17 protein-coding genes and 1 tRNA gene are annotated in these 15,061 nt (G+C 61.4%); 8 read left to right on the top strand and 10 right to left on the bottom strand.

The window, feature by feature from the left end:
- Window positions 1-146: 146 nt before the first annotated feature.
- Together NW846_RS00090 and NW846_RS00085 are read right to left on the bottom strand one after the other, a co-directional pair.
- The gene (locus NW846_RS00090; protein WP_099812889.1) at window positions 147-1,355 is read right to left on the bottom strand and encodes a DUF58 domain-containing protein; all 1,209 of its coding nucleotides are present in this window, start codon (window positions 1,353-1,355) and stop codon (window positions 147-149) included.
- 95 nt (window positions 1,356-1,450) lie between these two features.
- Window positions 1,451-2,611 carry a DegT/DnrJ/EryC1/StrS family aminotransferase gene (locus NW846_RS00085; protein WP_011431076.1) on the bottom strand — a complete coding sequence of 387 codons (1,161 nt, stop codon included), beginning with the start codon at window positions 2,609-2,611 and terminating at the stop codon, window positions 1,451-1,453.
- Window positions 2,612-3,110: 499 nt separating this feature from the next.
- On the opposite strand from NW846_RS00085, the gene NW846_RS00080 reads away from it, so the two are divergent.
- Window positions 3,111-4,124: a glycosyltransferase family 9 protein gene (locus NW846_RS00080; protein WP_414346105.1), complete on the top strand. Its 1,014-nt coding sequence runs from the start codon at window positions 3,111-3,113 to the stop codon at window positions 4,122-4,124.
- A gap of 231 nt (window positions 4,125-4,355) precedes the next feature.
- On the opposite strand, the gene NW846_RS00075 is transcribed toward NW846_RS00080, so the two are convergent.
- The 5 genes from NW846_RS00075 to NW846_RS00055 all read right to left on the bottom strand — a co-directional run bounded on the left by NW846_RS00075 (window position 4,356) and on the right by NW846_RS00055 (window position 7,713).
- Window positions 4,356-4,436: transfer RNA gene (locus NW846_RS00075), tRNA-Leu, on the bottom strand.
- Between the two features lie 74 nt (window positions 4,437-4,510).
- Window positions 4,511-5,485: a M23 family metallopeptidase gene (locus NW846_RS00070; RefSeq protein ID WP_099812888.1), complete on the bottom strand. Its 975-nt coding sequence runs from the start codon at window positions 5,483-5,485 to the stop codon at window positions 4,511-4,513.
- Between the two features lie 21 nt (window positions 5,486-5,506).
- Entirely contained in the window at window positions 5,507-6,328 is an 822-nt protein-coding gene (locus NW846_RS00065) for a biotin--[acetyl-CoA-carboxylase] ligase (protein WP_099812887.1), read from the bottom strand.
- Window positions 6,329-6,346: 18 nt separating this feature from the next.
- Window positions 6,347-6,979 carry a DUF3318 domain-containing protein gene (locus tag NW846_RS00060; RefSeq protein WP_011431080.1) on the bottom strand — a complete coding sequence of 211 codons (633 nt, stop codon included), beginning with the start codon at window positions 6,977-6,979 and terminating at the stop codon, window positions 6,347-6,349.
- Window positions 6,976-7,713, bottom strand: coding sequence for a pyridoxine 5'-phosphate synthase (locus NW846_RS00055; RefSeq protein ID WP_011431081.1), 738 nt, complete (start codon window positions 7,711-7,713; stop codon window positions 6,976-6,978). Before NW846_RS00055 ends, NW846_RS00060 begins: the two co-directional genes overlap by 4 nt.
- A gap of 168 nt (window positions 7,714-7,881) precedes the next feature.
- Between NW846_RS00055 and NW846_RS00050 the strand changes: the two genes are divergently transcribed.
- Entirely contained in the window at window positions 7,882-8,949 is a 1,068-nt protein-coding gene (locus NW846_RS00050) for a general secretion pathway protein (protein WP_011431082.1), read from the top strand.
- Between the two features lie 129 nt (window positions 8,950-9,078).
- On the opposite strand, the gene NW846_RS00045 is transcribed toward NW846_RS00050, so the two are convergent.
- On the bottom strand, window positions 9,079-9,393 hold the full coding sequence (locus NW846_RS00045) for a hypothetical protein (protein WP_011431083.1): 315 nt from the start codon (window positions 9,391-9,393) through the stop codon (window positions 9,079-9,081).
- Between the two features lie 160 nt (window positions 9,394-9,553).
- Here NW846_RS00045 and lepB point away from each other — a divergent pair, with 160 nt between their 5' ends.
- The gene (lepB, locus tag NW846_RS00040) at window positions 9,554-10,240 is read left to right on the top strand and encodes a signal peptidase I (protein ID WP_414346106.1); all 687 of its coding nucleotides are present in this window, start codon (window positions 9,554-9,556) and stop codon (window positions 10,238-10,240) included.
- Between the two features lie 15 nt (window positions 10,241-10,255).
- Here the strand turns inward: lepB and sds are convergent, their stop codons facing one another.
- Window positions 10,256-11,227, bottom strand: a complete 972-nt coding sequence (sds, locus tag NW846_RS00035; protein ID WP_011431085.1) for a solanesyl diphosphate synthase — start codon at window positions 11,225-11,227, stop codon at window positions 10,256-10,258.
- A gap of 89 nt (window positions 11,228-11,316) precedes the next feature.
- Between sds and NW846_RS00030 the strand changes: the two genes are divergently transcribed.
- The gene (locus NW846_RS00030) at window positions 11,317-11,736 is read left to right on the top strand and encodes a metal-sensing transcriptional repressor (protein ID WP_228375284.1); all 420 of its coding nucleotides are present in this window, start codon (window positions 11,317-11,319) and stop codon (window positions 11,734-11,736) included.
- Window positions 11,737-11,787: 51 nt separating this feature from the next.
- On the opposite strand, the gene NW846_RS00025 is transcribed toward NW846_RS00030, so the two are convergent.
- Window positions 11,788-12,225, bottom strand: coding sequence for a TerB family tellurite resistance protein (locus NW846_RS00025; RefSeq protein WP_414346108.1), 438 nt, complete (start codon window positions 12,223-12,225; stop codon window positions 11,788-11,790).
- A gap of 238 nt (window positions 12,226-12,463) precedes the next feature.
- Here NW846_RS00025 and rpsP point away from each other — a divergent pair, with 238 nt between their 5' ends.
- The 4 genes from rpsP to hisF all read left to right on the top strand — a co-directional run.
- Entirely contained in the window at window positions 12,464-12,931 is a 468-nt protein-coding gene (gene rpsP / locus NW846_RS00020) for a 30S ribosomal protein S16 (protein ID WP_011431088.1), read from the top strand.
- Window positions 12,932-12,994: 63 nt separating this feature from the next.
- The gene (locus tag NW846_RS00015; RefSeq protein ID WP_011431089.1) at window positions 12,995-13,255 is read left to right on the top strand and encodes a KH domain-containing protein; all 261 of its coding nucleotides are present in this window, start codon (window positions 12,995-12,997) and stop codon (window positions 13,253-13,255) included.
- A complete protein-coding gene (locus tag NW846_RS00010) occupies window positions 13,252-14,355 on the top strand; it encodes an ArsA family ATPase (protein WP_011431090.1) in 1,104 nt (367 codons plus the stop codon). Before NW846_RS00015 ends, NW846_RS00010 begins: the two co-directional genes overlap by 4 nt.
- Window positions 14,356-14,382: 27 nt before the next feature.
- The coding region (hisF, locus tag NW846_RS00005; protein WP_414515071.1) for an imidazole glycerol phosphate synthase subunit HisF at window positions 14,383-15,061 on the top strand (679 nt) is incomplete at its 3' end.

Genomic DNA, 15,061 nt, shown 5'->3' with positions numbered 1-15,061 from the left:
CTCCCCTGGAATTCTCTCCCATGAGCCTCAGACTTTACCTACTCAGACACTTTTCCAGCAGTTCAACCTAAAGCTTTAAAGAGATCCGCGACTCAAGCTTTCCAAACGCTCCCCGACGGATTCCGCTATCAAAATGAGTCTGAGGTTCACTCAATTGGGATAAATTGCAGCAGGGATCCCGTGTGGATGAGATGGGCCGGGGCAGATTTTCCATCCTGGCCGGGATGGGCCAGCAGCACACAGCGATCTTGGGGGGTGAGGTTAAACCCGACAGAGGGATCAGGCTCTCTTTTCAGTTGAGAATTGAGTTGCGGATCCCCGACAAACGTCAGTTGAGCCAAGAGGGCCAATAGGCAATCTAGATGGGCCAAATCCGTTCCGAAAGGAGTCCGCTCCTGCAAGGTGGCCAACGCCACCGGGTGGCCTTCCCGGATGAGATAGGTGAGGATCCCGGCACAGCGCTCTACGGCCCGCTCCAGCTTGTTGCGATGCGCTTCAGGGCCTTCTCCCCGCGGCTGCCAGCGGTTTTCAAAACAGAGGACAATGGCCTGGGAACGGGGACGCTCCAGCTCGCGCACGACCAGTTGATCCCGTTTGGCCGAGATCTTCCAGTGCACCGAGCGCACATCATCTTGGGGACGATAAGGCCGCAAGCTGAGATAGTCCCCCTCCTGGCCCGGCTGAGGGCGCAACCGGCTGCCGCCGCTGAACTGATCCGGCAGCAGCAAACCCTGCACAGGGGCAGGCCGAGGAAACACGATCACCGTCTGCGCATCCTCAATTTCCACTGCCTTGCGGAAGAGTTCAAAGGGAAAGCTGGTGGCAATTTCAAAGCCCTGCAGCCGCCACGCCCCTCGCCGTGAAAAAGTGTGCTGATAGAAGGTATCTAGCTTGGCGCCGGGATCCAAGCGCAAAACGTAGCTGGAAGGCCAATCGGCCCGCCTGAGCCCCTCAATGCGCTCGCTGACCTGTAGGGAAAAACTGGGCAGGCGCCGTTTGCGGTTGACCAGCGTCAGCCCCACCAAGACCGGCTGGCCGGCAAAAATGCGGCTGGGCAACTGCCGGCTCACCTCCAGATCTTTGAGGGTAAGCTCGGAGAGCATGCCGCTGAGGAGAATGAGGCTGAGCAGCATCCCCAGCACCAAGTAAAGGGGATTGTTGCCGGTGTTGAAGGCGGCAATGCTTACCAAGAGGGTGATCCCAACAAACCGCCCCCCGATGCGGGTAAAGCGGAAGCGGCGCAGAAAACGAACCCGCTGCCTTGAGGACAACTGGGGAGGGCGGATCCCCAACTTCCGCGGCCACTGCAACGATTGCAGGAGTTGAAGTGCCGTTTGGCTAAGTTTCAATAACATTTGCCTGCCTCCTCTGCAGCCCTGTACCGCTAATTCTTGCTCCCCAACCCTCCGCGCAAGAATACCCGTATCTTGCAGCGTAAAGGGATCAGGCACTAGGAGCAGGTTTGTTCGGTGAGGATTTGGGCAATGGCCGCAGCCACCCGCTCCTGTTGTTGGAGAGTCAACTCAGGAAAACAGGGCAAGGACAACACTTGAGCAGCACAGAGCTCAGCATTGGGCAGATCCCCAGGTTTGTACCCCAACTTTTTGCGGTACACCGGCTGCAGATGCAGCGGGATGGGGTAGTAAACGCGGCTGGCAATGCCCCGCTCCTGCAACTGCTTTTGCAACCGGTCGCGCCGCCGCGAGTCCGTCGAGTCGGAACCAGGCACCCGCACCGTGTACTGGTGCCACACCGAGTTGCCCCCCACCGCCACCTGGGGCAGGATCAGCCCAGGGATCCCCTGCAACAGGCGGTGATAGGACTCGGCAATCCCCTGCCGCCGCCAGTTCCACTCCCGCAGGTGGGTCAACTTAACCGACAGGATCACGGCTTGCAGCGCGTCGAGGCGGCTGTTGAGGCCGATGTGCTCGTGCTGGTATTGGCGAGTCTGGCCGTGTTCTTTAAGAATGCGAACCTTGCGGGCCAATTGTGGATCCCGGGTCACCACCGCCCCACCATCCCCTGCTGCCCCCAAGTTTTTGGTGGGAAAAAAGCTGAAGCAGCCGATATCTCCCCAGGTTCCCACCGGCCTGCCCCCCCAGCAGGCCCCCACCGCCTGGGCGCAATCTTCTATCACGGCCAACCCATGTCGCCGCGCGATGGCCAGAATCTCGGTCATGTTGGCCGCCTGGCCGAACAGATGCACCGGGATCACCGCCTTGGTGCGGGGGGAAATGCTCTTTTCCAGAAGCTGGGGATCCAGGTTAAAAGTGCAGGGATCCACATCCACAAACACCGGCCGTGCCCCCACCAAGTCGATAGCCTCGGCGGAGGCAAAAAAGCTAAAGGCAGTGGTGATCACCTCGTCACCTGCTTGGATCCCAAGGGCGCGCAAGGCCAGCACCAAAGCATCGGTGCCGGAATTGCAGCCAACAGCCTCCAGGTCCCCGCCGCCAAGAAACCGGGAGAATAGCTCCTCAAAACGCCGCACCGCCTCTCCCCCGATGTACTGGCCTGAGGCCAGCAACGCCTCCACCTCGGGCAGAAGGGTTTCAGCCAGAGCGCGGTATTGCAAGGTCAAGTCCAGCAGCGGAATAGGCTCATCCGTCACGGTGCTGCCTTTTGGGAAGGTAGCGGCCACAGCCCATTATCGAGGATGAGAGCTTTCGACACTCCCACCAACTAAAGAAAGCTGGAGAATTCTTACCCAGTCCGTTGCTGGACTCGTAAAGGCGTTGTCAAGCCGCCTCTAGACAGCTCTCACAGCCCTGTCCCGCTAGCGCAAGCAAGGACATAATGCCAAGGCTCTGCTTGGTTTGTCTTGCTTAGCTGCCGGCTAGGTTTTTCACGAAGGTAGGTCAGTATGTACAGTGTAGCAGAGAGAGAAATCAGCGATTAAAATCGCCTATGCCTCTTCCCTGAGGCGGAAAAGCTGATTTTCGGCGTCCACAACGCTCTGGCCCCAAGTGATTCTTCCCTTATCTTCGCTACAAGTGGACTGCTGGGATCCCAGCCCACTCCGAATCTATCCCAATCTGAGATAGAGTAAACGCGGTACGTCCCTGGCCAGGGATTCCCTAGGTCGGCTACAGCTATCGACAGGATGTTCTATGCAGGTTGCTTCTCAAGCAGTTCTCGGCAAAGCCCCTTTGGCCCCCCGAATTCTAGCTTTGGTGCCGGGAGGGATTGGCGACCAAATTCTTTTTTTTCCCACCCTGGCAAGTTTGCGGCAGCGCTTTCCAGAAGCGGAGCTAGAGGTGTTGGTGGAGCCGCGGGCGGCAGCTGCCTACGAGGTTTGTCCCTCGGTGAATCGGGTGCTAACCTTTCCGTTTAAAGAGCAGCTCTCGTTGGGAGATATCAGCGATCTGCTGGGGCGAATCCGGGAACGGCAGTACGATGCGGTGCTGAGCCTGGGCAGAAGCTTAGGGGTCAAGCTGCTGCTTTGGCTAACTGGGATCCCGAAGCGGGTTGGCTATGCTCCACCAGGGCCTGGGCGACCTTGGCTGACCGACCCGGTGCCCCTGAAGCCGGCCCAATATGCAGCGAGCATGTATCACGACCTGCTGCAGGGGTTTGGCATCACTGCGACGGCAGGCCTGCCTCAGGTTCGCCTAAAGAAGACAGACCTGGAGTGGGCCGAGCAGGAACGCAAGCGCCTGCTGGGGGACGCTGCCCAAGATTACGTGCTGTTACATCCCGGCGCCAGCCAACTGTCCCAGGAGAAGGGAATTCAGAAAATCTACCCCCCCGCCAGCTGGGTCAAGGTCATCAAGGGCTTCCGGGAAAAGCGGCCGGAGCTGCCGCTGGTGCTGCTGCTGGGGCCAGAAGATGAGCAGCTGGCGGAGGGCTTTCTGTCGCAACTGCCGGATCTGCCGGTGAGCCGCCCTCCCCACCTGGGCCAACTGGCGGCCTTGATTGCTGGCTCCACCCTGCTGTTGTGTACCGACAGCGCCCCCATGCACCTAGCAGTAGCCACCCAAACTCCCCTGGTGGCTGTGTTTGGCCCCACTGAGCCGGAGCGGCTGCTGCCTTCCGAAGAGCCGTTCCGCGCCGTTAAGGCTGCCAACGGGGTGATCGACTCGATTGCTCCTGAGCAAATCCTGCAAGTGATCTTCCCCGGCTAGCGGCAGAAGACTTTCCCCAAGACCAGCCCAAAAGGTTATGGGATCCTGCAGCCACTTCGGACAAGTTTGAAACCATTCCCTCACCCCAACTCCTCTCCCAGGACACTGCGCTCCTCGCCCCAGGGAGAGCTTGTCCCGCTATACCGGCTGTCCCAGCCTGGAAAGGGAGTAGCACAGTTTTCTCCTTCTCCCTCTAGGAAAAAGGCCGGGAATGAGGAGCTTGTTTGGCCATGCGGACGAAGGGACTTGAACCCTTACGCCTTGCGGCACTAGATCCTAAGTCTAGCGCGTCTGCCATTCCGCCACGTCCGCAAAAGCTGGCCCCGTAGGCCGGTTGTCAGCCGACTCGGATCCCGCTCAATTATGCTAACCCAAGCCGGCTCTGGCTAACCCGGCAACTGGGCAACGGCGACCTTCAGCTCCTCTGTGGCGTCCAAAACCACCCAGCCTTGCCCCCCTGCCCGCTTCCACAGCTCAAAGTGCAGGTGTGGCCCGGTTACCGCCCCGGTTGCCCCCACATAGCCGATCACGGATCCCTGTTCCACCACTTCCCCGGCTCTTACCGCGACTTCGGACATGTGGCCGTAGCGGGTGCGCCGACTGCCGCCATGGTCCAGCACAACCGTAATTCCCAGGCCTCCCAAGGATCCCGCGCTCACCACCTTGCCGCTCAACGCAGCCAGGATTGGCGTGCCCAGGCTGGCCCCCAGATCCACGCCGGCATGGAACTCTGGCTGGCCGCGGATGGGGTGAATTCGCATGCCAAACCCAGAGGTAATCGGCACGGGGTGGGGCAAAGGATAGAGCAACTGTTCTTCACCTGTCGCCAATTCGGGCAATGCCGGCGCTGGCGGCTTAGGCGTTTGGGGTTGGCTGGGATCCTCAATACGAATCTCTTCGCCTGGCATGAGGATGATGCGGCGACCGGAGCTGCGCTCCATCAGCACCACCGGCACCCCACTTTCCGGCTGAGCATCGACGGCCAAGTTCTGGGTTGCTGGCGGCTCCATAATAATTTCCCGCCCCACCACCGTCTCTGCGCGGGTTTCTGCCTCCAGGGTTGGAGAGCTGCCAGGTTTGGACGCCAAGCCTGGAGACTCTGGGCTGCCCGCCGGCAGGGGAATGGCACCATCCAACAGCAGGGCTTCTGCTCCAGGGGTGTCCAGAGCCGGGCCTATTGAGGGAGGAGGGGGCAGAGGATGGAGTTGCGTCTGCGCCAGCAGAGCGGTGGAAGAGAAGCAGAGCAGCAGGCCCAGTCCCAACCCTAAGCCCAGGCCCAGCCGCCGCAGCAGCCGCGCCCTTCTCGCCAACCGGCTGCCTGGCCGGGAGAGAAGACGCAGCCAAAAAGACTTTGCCGACATGCGCAAGGGATCCAACACGGGTCACTCAGGAGGAAACGAAGGGCCACTGGCAAGAGACGCTTGATAGCTCAGGCGCACCTGGTCGGGAGAAAGGACGAGGATCTGTCCTCCTGGAGTTTGTACCCGCAGCCTGCCATCCTCGGCAAGGCCCAAAACCGTAGCCGACGCCTCACCAGGGAGCCATTGGACTTGCGGCTTCACCGTCCAGGCTTCGTACCTGGAGCGCACAGGGGCAAACCCCTCCTGCAGCCAGATCTGAAACCCGCGCTCCATCCCCTGCAAAACCCAGGCGGCAACTGCGGTGCTGTCCTGCCGGGATCCCAGAATTTCTGCCAAGGCAATCCCGCCAGCGGGCACGGGATTGTTGACATTGACCCCAACGCCGGCCACCAGCCCCAGCAGTTGCCCTCTCTCCCCAAAGCGGCTCTGCACCAAGAGGCCACCCAGCTTGCGCAGAGAACCCGGACACTGCTCATCCACCACCACCAGGTCGTTGGGCCATTTCAGCCGCAGCGGGATCCCCAGTTTCTGTCGTAGGCTATCCACAACACCCCAGGCCAGCGTCAGGGTCAACTCCAGCAGCGAATGCCGCAGAGGCGGGGATCCCAGCCAGACCGACAGATACAGCCCCCCCGGCTCCGAGTGCCACACCCGCCCGTGCTGGCCCTGTCCTGCCCGTTGGCGGGTGCTGACCAAAACCGTGCCCGGCGGCAGGGGCTGAGGAAACTGGCGCCCCCACTGCAAAAGCAGCCGGTTGGTGGAGTCGGTTGTCACCACCTGCAAGAGGTGGTGGCCCCATGCCCCCTGGCCCACCAGGGATCCCAGCCGCGAGGGGGAGAGCATGGCTAAGTCCCCCCAGCCCTAGCTCAACACGATATCTTCTGCCGGGCGTTGGGCCAACCGCTTCAGATTTTGATAGCGCAACATGTCCAGCAGGTCGTTGCCGGAGCGCCCCTCCAGACGGGCCTCCACGTGCAGCGCCTGCCCCAGCGCCTCCACCGCCTGCAGCCGTGGGATCCCGCGCAACACCAGGCGATCCACGGCGTAGGCATCGGCAGCCAGAAGACGGCGGTCGTTGGTCTGGTCGCGGCGCAACTGCCAAAGCGCCAAGCCGCTCAACCCTCCCGAAACCGTCGCCCCCACCGGGTCTTGCTGCACGACCTCGAAGATCAGGCTCAGCCCTCCCAGAGCCGCTATGGCCAGGTAAAAGTCGATCTGCCGCGAGGCTGCCCGGCTGTAGTAGCCCACCTTGTGGAGAAACAGCCCTGCCCGCTGCAGGGGAGTGAACTGTCGCCACTCGTAGGGTTTGATGAACAGCCGCATCTGCCGTTCCCAGGGCATCTGTCGGCGGCCCTTGATCACCACCGTCTGCCGCTCCGAGGCCGGCAAGATCTTCACGCTCTCCCGCATGCTGGCGGGCAGCAGATCCAGCAGGCGATCGATCTCAGCCTGGTCGAGAACGTAGTTGTCGTAGCTGTAGTACTCCGAGTTCATGCCGGGCCTACTCCTGAGCTTAATCCCATCGCCTGACGCATCTCTCGCACTGCCCGCTCCAATCCCACCAGCACCGCTCGACTGATGATGCTATGGCCGATGTTCAGCTCTTCCATGCCAGGGATCCGGGCCACCGGGCCGACGTTCCAGTAGGTGAGGCCGTGTCCGGCGTTCACCCGCAAGCCCAGTTGAATCGCCTGTTGGCTGGCCTGCCGCAGTTGGGCCAACTCCGCCTCTTGCTGCGCCTCCGAGGATGCCTCCGCATAGCGTCCCGTGTGCAGTTCCACCCAGCGGGCCCCCACCTGGGCAGCGGCGGCAATTTGGATGGGATCGGGATCGACAAACAAGCTGACGGGAATGCCGGATCCCTGCAGTTGGCTTACCACCTCGCTAAGACGCGACACCTGCCCGGCCACATCCAGACCGCCCTCGGTGGTGACCTCTTCTCGCCGCTCGGGCACTAGGGTGACATAATCGGGCTTGATCTCCAGGGCGATGGCCACCATCTCGTCGGTGGCGGCCATCTCCAAGTTGAGGTGGGTGCGCACCGTCTGGCGCAGTAGCCGCACATCCCGCTCCTGGATATGGCGGCGATCCTCGCGCAAATGCACCGTGATCCCATCTGCCCCTGCCAACTCGGCGATCACCGCCGCGGCCACCGGATCCGGCTCTACGGTGCGGCGAGCCTGGCGCAGGGTGGCGACGTGGTCGATGTTAACTCCCAGACTTAACAAGGCTCAACTTCTTTCACTGTAGCTGGTGATGAATGCTCCTAGTATTACATTATTCATTACTTGTGCCGGTCAGACGAGTCAGGGTATTGCGGGGCGCAGAGCTAAGGGGCACAGGCTTTATGATCGAGAACGACACCTCGCCCCTCCGGGATCCACTGCGGGCTTGCCATGACCAATCCAGATACCTCTTTGGCGGTGGGACAACACTCCATTGTTGACCGGGCGCGGGTGCCGGTCCTGATTGCCCAATACCTGCCGGTAGAAATCTGCATCTACTACCAGGTTGTGCCCCTCGCTCTGGACACCGACAGCTTGATCTTGGGCATGGTGGATCCCCAGGATTTGGCGGCGTTGGACTACGTGAGCAAGATGCTCGCCTATTCCCAGATCTCCGTTGAGCCGATCCCGATTACTTTTGAGCAGCAGCAGGATTTAATTGCCTACTACTTCAGCCATCCGCCGAGCCCGGCAGAGGTGGAGCAGCTACGCCTCCAGGCCCAAGCCAGCCGCGTCACCCGGGAAGTTCCTGCTCCCGTGGCCGAGCCGCCCAGCCGACTGACCCCCACCCAGCCGCTGCCGGCACGGCCAACTGCTCCGCCCCTTCCTGTTGACGAATCGGAAGAGACGGCGCAGCAGTTGCTGAACTCGATGCTGCGGCGAGCTTTGGAGGAGAAAGCGGAGCAAATTTTTGTTGAACCCCAGGAGGGGTTGGTGTGTCGGGTGCGCTACCGCCAGCAGGGGATTTTGCGGGATCTATTTAAGGATCTCTCGGAGTCGATACGGGCAAAGTTGATCGCCGCCATGAAGCGGATGATGGCCCTGGATGCAGGGCTGATCGGGGAGCCCCAGCAGGCGGAAGCAGAGCGGATGTATCGGGGGGAGCCGCTGGTGCTGCAATTGCGCATCATTCCCCAGCGCTCCAAGAGTGGCCAGGTTTCCTCCTCCAGGGAAGGCGCCATCCTCAGCATTCTGCGAGGGGAGACCCTCCACAAGTATCAGCAAGGCCAAAACCGCCTCCGCGTCTCCGAGACTGTGGCTTTGGCCCAGCAGGCCCATCAACTGCTGCAACAACTGCAAGCTGCCCTCAGCACCACAATCGAGAAGCTGAAGCAATACCCCACCCCCCCCGGCAGCGACTGGCCCCTGATGACAGAAATGCTGGCGGCCATTCAGGCCCAAGCCCAGATGATCGCCATCCGCCAGCAGGACTGGGAAAAACTCAATTCCGGCAGTTGATCTCCTATGGGCATTTGGATACAGGCCGGGCCACTGCTCTCCTGCCCCAATCCCTGCCCGTAGGAATCCAGAAGCCTCTCCTCCTCGCTCCAGGCGTCCCATTCCCACGACAACCTGAGCGGCTTCTTCCTAGCGGGATCCCTCCCGCAACAGCACCAAAATCACCCCGGCAATAATGCTGATGGTGGCCCCGGCAATCAGGCTGGTGGCCAGACGTTCCAGCCGTTCCCCAATGGTTTGGGCGGTGTCGAACTTAAAAGTGAGCTTTTCGACGTCACCCGAGAGCTTCTCGACCCGCTCCGAGAGCTTTTGGGTATCTCCTGAGAGCCGATCGATCCGATCCAGAATCTCCCCTTGTTGTTGGGTGAGGCGAGCTATTGCTTGGCTGTTGGTTTCAACCAGCCGCTCGACCCGCTCTAGGCGCTCTTCTGTCGAAATCGTCATGGGGCTTGGAAGTCACGAGCAGGGTATCTCCGCCTATCGATCCTAGGCTACTCCCGGCCTTTTGTCTCTCTAGCGTCGGCTTGACCGGACAGCCTCTGCTCCTACTGCCTCGGTTGAGTGCGATAATCTGGAGATCGTGCAGTCTTGTGCGCTAGCCGCCATGTCGTCAAAAGATCCGACGTCTTTGCCCCAGCCCAAGCTGCCGCCAGGAGAAACCTCCGCTGGCTCCAGATCCCGCGCTTGGTGGCAGGCTCAGCGGGAGAACTTGCTGACAGTGGTGCTGGCGCTGCTGTTGGCCTTCGGCATTCGCACCTTTGTGGCGGAAGCACGTTGGATCCCCTCCGATTCGATGCTGCCCACCCTAGAAGAAGGAGATCGGCTGGTGGTGGAAAAGATCAGCTACCGCTTCAGCTCCCCCAGACGGGGCGACATCATCGTCTTCTACCCGCCTGCCAAGCTGAACTTCGACGGTGCCTACATCAAGCGGGTGATCGGCCTGCCGGGGGATCGCATCCGCATTGCCGATGGCAAGGTGATCATCAACGGCATCCCGCTCCAGGAGGACTATATCTACGCTCCCCCCAATTACTCCTGTCCGGGCGAGCGCTGCCCCGGCGTGCCCAACCAGGGATCCGAATTTCTCGTCCCCCCCGGCTCCTATTTTGTGATGGGGGACAACCGCAACGACAGCCAAGACTCCCATGTGTGGGGATTTTTGCCGGAAGAGAACATCATCGGCAACACCATCTTCCGCTTTTGGCCCCCCAATCGCCTGCACTTTTTCACCCCGCCAGAGTATCCGGAGCTCTCTTCTGAAGGGGCGCAGGCCTCGGGGAGTCGAACCTAAACCTGGGAAAACCTCTCAGCGGGCCCGCTCCAGCACATAGTCCACCATCTGAAACAAAGCTCGGCGGGCTACCGAATCGGGGAGAACTTCCAACGCCTCAGCAGCCCGACGGGCATAGTCTCGCGCCAACTCGCGGGAGCGCGGGATCCCATTGCTCTGGTAAACCCACTCCAGGGCCTGCTGGAGATCCTGGGGTTCGGCCAGCTCTCGGAGGATCAGCTCTCGCATCTGGGGAAACTCCTCCAGGGCGAACAAAACCGGTGCCGTCAAGTTGCCCTGGATGAGGTCAGATCCCACCGGCTTACCGAGCATCTCTGCCGAAGCGGTGAAATCCAGCAGGTCGTCCACGATTTGGAAGGCAATGCCCAGGTCGCGGCCAAAGTCGAAGAGGCGATCGGCCACCTCAGGACTGACCCCGCTCAGCAGCCCGGCGGCCTTAGAACTGCCGGATATGAGGGAGGCGGTTTTGTAGAAGCTCTTGGCCAGGTACTCTTCCAAGGACACATCCGGGTCGAAGCGGGTGAGGCTCTGGCGCACCTCGCCCTCCGGCAGATCCATGATCACCTTGGACAGGAGCTTCACCACTTCCAGATTGTCCAGGTTAGCCAAATACCAGGCAGCTTGGCCGAAGAGGTAGTCCCCCGCCAGCACCGCTACGCGGTTGTCGAAAAGGGTATTTACTGTGTCGATGCCCCGCCGCACATCGGCAGTGTCGATGACATCGTCGTGCACCAAGCTGGCCGTGTGGATCATCTCGGTAATTTCCGCCAGGCGCCAATGCTGCGGGGTAATCTCCCCATCCGGCGTAGTAGCCCGCGCAATCAACAGCACAATCGCCGGTCGGATCCCTTTCCCCCCCGCCGAAAACAGATGTTCGGCAGCCATGGCCAGAATTGGGTGTTTGGCGCTAACCAGCCGCGACAGGTTCTGGCGTAAACGCTCCAGATCCGCTTCTACAGGGCCAAAGGGGGAGAGCACAGAGGTCATGGAGCCAAAGTATGAGAGGTTTTACAAAATTTCATATCTCCCCTTATTGTAGAGCACCCCAACGTTCTCGGGGAAAAGCGAGCGGTATCATGCAAACAGTCCTCTGCTTTTTTATGTCGGATCCCGTTCCCCCAGTGCCAACCGGCTCTGTCCCCCCCCTCCCTGCAGAACCCGATTGGGAGGAGGAGTGGGAGCTTGCACTGGAGCGGCCACCTCTATCGGGGCGAGCCCAGCCTCACCACCATGACCCGCAGTCGCGGCGCAAGCTGATCCATCGTCTGGCTCGCATCGAGGGGCATGTGCGCGGGATCCGCTCCATGATCGAGCAGGATCAGCCCTGTCCGGATGTGCTGCTGCAGATTGCCGCTGTCAAGGGGGCACTGGATCGGGTGGCGCGCCTTATTCTTGATGATCACATCCGTCACTGCATCCGCCACGCCATCGAAAGTGGCAACATCGAGGTGGAACTGGAAGAGCTGCAGCGGGCCCTGGATCGCTACATCAGCTAGTGGATACAAGCCTTTCCCATGGGGGTGGGCTGGGCTTTGCTCAAGCCAAGGCTAGCTGTTGCCGTCGGCAGCGTAGCGCTCCAGCAGAGCGGCGCTTTTCAGTTGCCATTGCAGGCCCATGAAGGCCCAGTCCAAGAACTCGTTGATCTCCTCCTGGCTGAACTGCATGGCTTTGCCGATCTCGAAAATCAGGGCCTCTTCTTTTTCCGCCAGCTCGTTGTTGACCACCGCCATCGCCGCCAAATCTCTCAGGATCAAGGCTCCGGCTGCATTGTGTAGAGGAGGGATCCGGCTGAGGTCTAGGGTTGCGCCTGTCTCGTCGGCCAGATAGCTTTGGGCCACCTGTTTTTCGACGCCCATCCCTTCTGCAATTTGCAGGAAAAAGTTGCTCTCCTCTTCGTCCAACTGGCCGTCCACGCGGGCCACCGCGATCAAGGCTTTGAGGTAGAGCTGGCGCTGCTCATCTGTCAAGTCGGCGTAGTTGACCATAGGGGTTGCTGCTGAGCTTGGGTTTCCTCTTCAACTTTGCCACGAAGATGCCACCTGGTGTCGATTCGACCCTTTTTCAGCCGAGGAAAAATCGATTACAATAGAGGGCCTGTGTCATAGCTAGCCGCCAAGACTTCCGCTGGGATGTGGGAAGGGGCGGCAACTTGGCTTGATTCATCTTTTTTTCTCTTGGTAACCCTTTACAGCTTGCGGAGCACCCCCGAGGAGCAGACACCCCATGGTTAAATTGCGGCTCAAGCGCTACGGAAAAAGACGGCAACCCACTTATCGCATCGTCGCCATCGAAAGTAAGGCCCGCCGCGAGGGTCGTCCGCTGGAGGAGTTGGGCTACTACAACCCGCGCACCAAGGAGACGGTTCTGGAGACGGCAGGCCTGCTCAAGTGGTTGCGTTGTGGCGCTCAGCCTACAGATACGGTGGACAGCCTCCTCAGGAAGGCCGGCATCTACGAGATGCTCAAAGCCGGCGAGGGCGGAGTGGTTGCCGCGATTCGCATCCCGGCTATCGCCAAGCCGGAGGCTGGGATCCCTGATCCGGCGCCGTCCACAGAGGAGCCTGCCGCTGTTTGCGAGGCCTCTGCCGAGATGGCAGGGCAACCGGGGGAAGTCGAGCCGGCTGGGGCGGCAGCGGAACCGAACTCCCAGGAGCCGGAGCCTGAGGAGGAAAAGCCTCAGGTTGAGGCCTAGGGTCGGCTACGCTTTCGGTTAAGCTTGGCTCGGCAGTTGTTCTTCCCTGTCGTCTAGCTTCCCATGCCGGATTACGAGGCCCTTGTCCATCTCCTGATCGAGCCGTTGCTCAGCGGTGGCCCGCCGCAAATGGATGTGGAAACCACTTGTGGCGGGCGCAAGGTATGGCTGCGGCTGGCTTTTGACCCCAAGGATCGCGGGCGGGTGTTGGGGCGAGGCGGGCGCACCCTGCAGGCCATTCGGCAGGTAATGATGGCGGCAGCTCAGTTGGCGGGGCAATCGCTGTACATCGACATCTACGGAGAGTCTGGAGAGCGGGAATGAGCCAGATCCTCACCTTCTTGGGCAAAGGGGGCACAGGCCGGAGCACCCTGGCCGTGGCAGCGGCCCGGGCAGCAGCCCAGCAGGGGCGGCGGGTGCTGTTGGTGGGCCATCAGCCGGGGTCGGGGCTGGAGATGCTCTTGGGCGGGATCCCGCTTTCCGGCGAGCCGGTAACCATTGCCGCCAATTTAAGTGTGGTGCAGTTGCGCACAACTCAGCTCCTGGAGCAACACTGGACGGCGGCCAAGGAGCTGGAAGCCCAATACGTGCGCACTCCCTTTTTCCGGGAGATCTACGGCCAGGAGCTGGGGGTGTTGCCGGGGATGGATCAGGCCCTGGCTCTGGAAGCCCTGCGTCGCTACGATGCCAGCGGCCAGTACGACTGTATTCTCTACGATGGGCCGGGGGATCTGACCACCTTGCGGGCTTTTGGGATCCCGGAGGTGGCCAGTTGGTACTGGCGGCGGGCTTCTAAAGCTTTTTTGGGCTCCGACTTGGCCAAAACCCTGCGCCCTTTCGTCGAGCCCCTGCTGCGATCGGTCAGCACAGTGGAGTTCTCGTCTTTAGAGGATCTGTCGAATCGGCTGGGGGGGATGACCAACATTTTCGAGGAGGGACGCCAGGCCATCGCCGATCCTCGTCGCGTGTTGGCCCACCTGGTAACCACCCCGGATCCGATGGCCGTGCAGACTGCCCGCTACCTCTGGGGCAGCGCCCAGATGGTGGGGCTGACGGTGGGTGGCCTCTGGGTCATGCCGCTGGTTCCTGGGGAAGTGTCGGCTGCCGATTTTTCTCCGCTGCCTGTGCGCATCCTGCCGCGGCGCCAGGGATCCGATTGGTCGGCTTTGGAAGAGGCGGTAGGAGGGATTTTCGCGGTGCCGCAGGTGCCGCCGCCGGTGGCCATCGACGAGGGAGCCCGTACCGTCAAGCTGTTTATTCCCGGCTTCAGCAAGGCCCAGATCGAGCTGAGCCAGTCGGGGCCGGAACTGACCATCACCGCCGGGGATCAGCGGCGCAACTTGTTCTTGCCCCCCAGCTTGGCAGGCCGGCAGGTAACCGGGGCCAAGTTTCAGGAGCCTTTCTTAGTCATCACCTTTGGCTAGGCCATCGCGCCAGCGGAGGAGAAGGCGATGTTGGCCAAGCGGATCATTCCCTGCCTGGATGTGGCGGCGGGGCGGGTGGTCAAAGGGATCCGGTTTGTGCAGTTGCGCGATGCCGGGGATCCGGTGGAGCTGGCCCAGGCCTACGACCAGGCGGGAGCTGACGAGCTGGTTTTTCTAGACATCACCGCCACTCACGAAGAGCGGGAAATCTTGCTGGAGGTGGTGCGGCGCACGGCGGAGCAGGTGTTTATCCCCCTCACGGTGGGAGGTGGGATCCGCGATCTGGAAGGGATCCGGCAACTGTTGCGGGCCGGGGCCGACAAGGTGAGCCTCAATTCGGCGGCAGTCCGGGATCCGGATCTGGTCACCCAGGCCAGCCGTCGGTTTGGATCCCAGTGCATCGTGGTGGCCATCGACGCCCGTGCCAAACCTCAGGGTGGCGGTTGGGAAGTGTACGTGCGCGGGGGGAGGGAGCCGACGGGCCTGGACGCGGTGGAGTGGGCCAAAACCGTGGCCGAGCGGGGGGCGGGGGAGATCTTGTTGACCAGCATGGACGCCGACGGCACCCAAGCGGGCTACGACTTGGAGCTGACCCGCCGCGTGGCCGAGGCGGTGGCGGTGCCGGTGATCGCCTCAGGGGGGGCAGGGGAATGTGCCCACATCCGCCAGGCTCTGCAGGAAGCGGGAGCAGAAGCAGCGCTGTTGG

Origin of the sequence: Synechococcus sp. W60.3 (assembly GCF_047502615.1) — a bacterium.
In the GTDB taxonomy this organism is placed as follows: domain Bacteria; phylum Cyanobacteriota; class Cyanobacteriia; order Thermostichales; family Thermostichaceae; genus Thermostichus.
The sequence above is the reverse complement of the archived record's forward strand: the minus strand, read 5'-3'. Positions and strand labels throughout refer to the sequence as shown.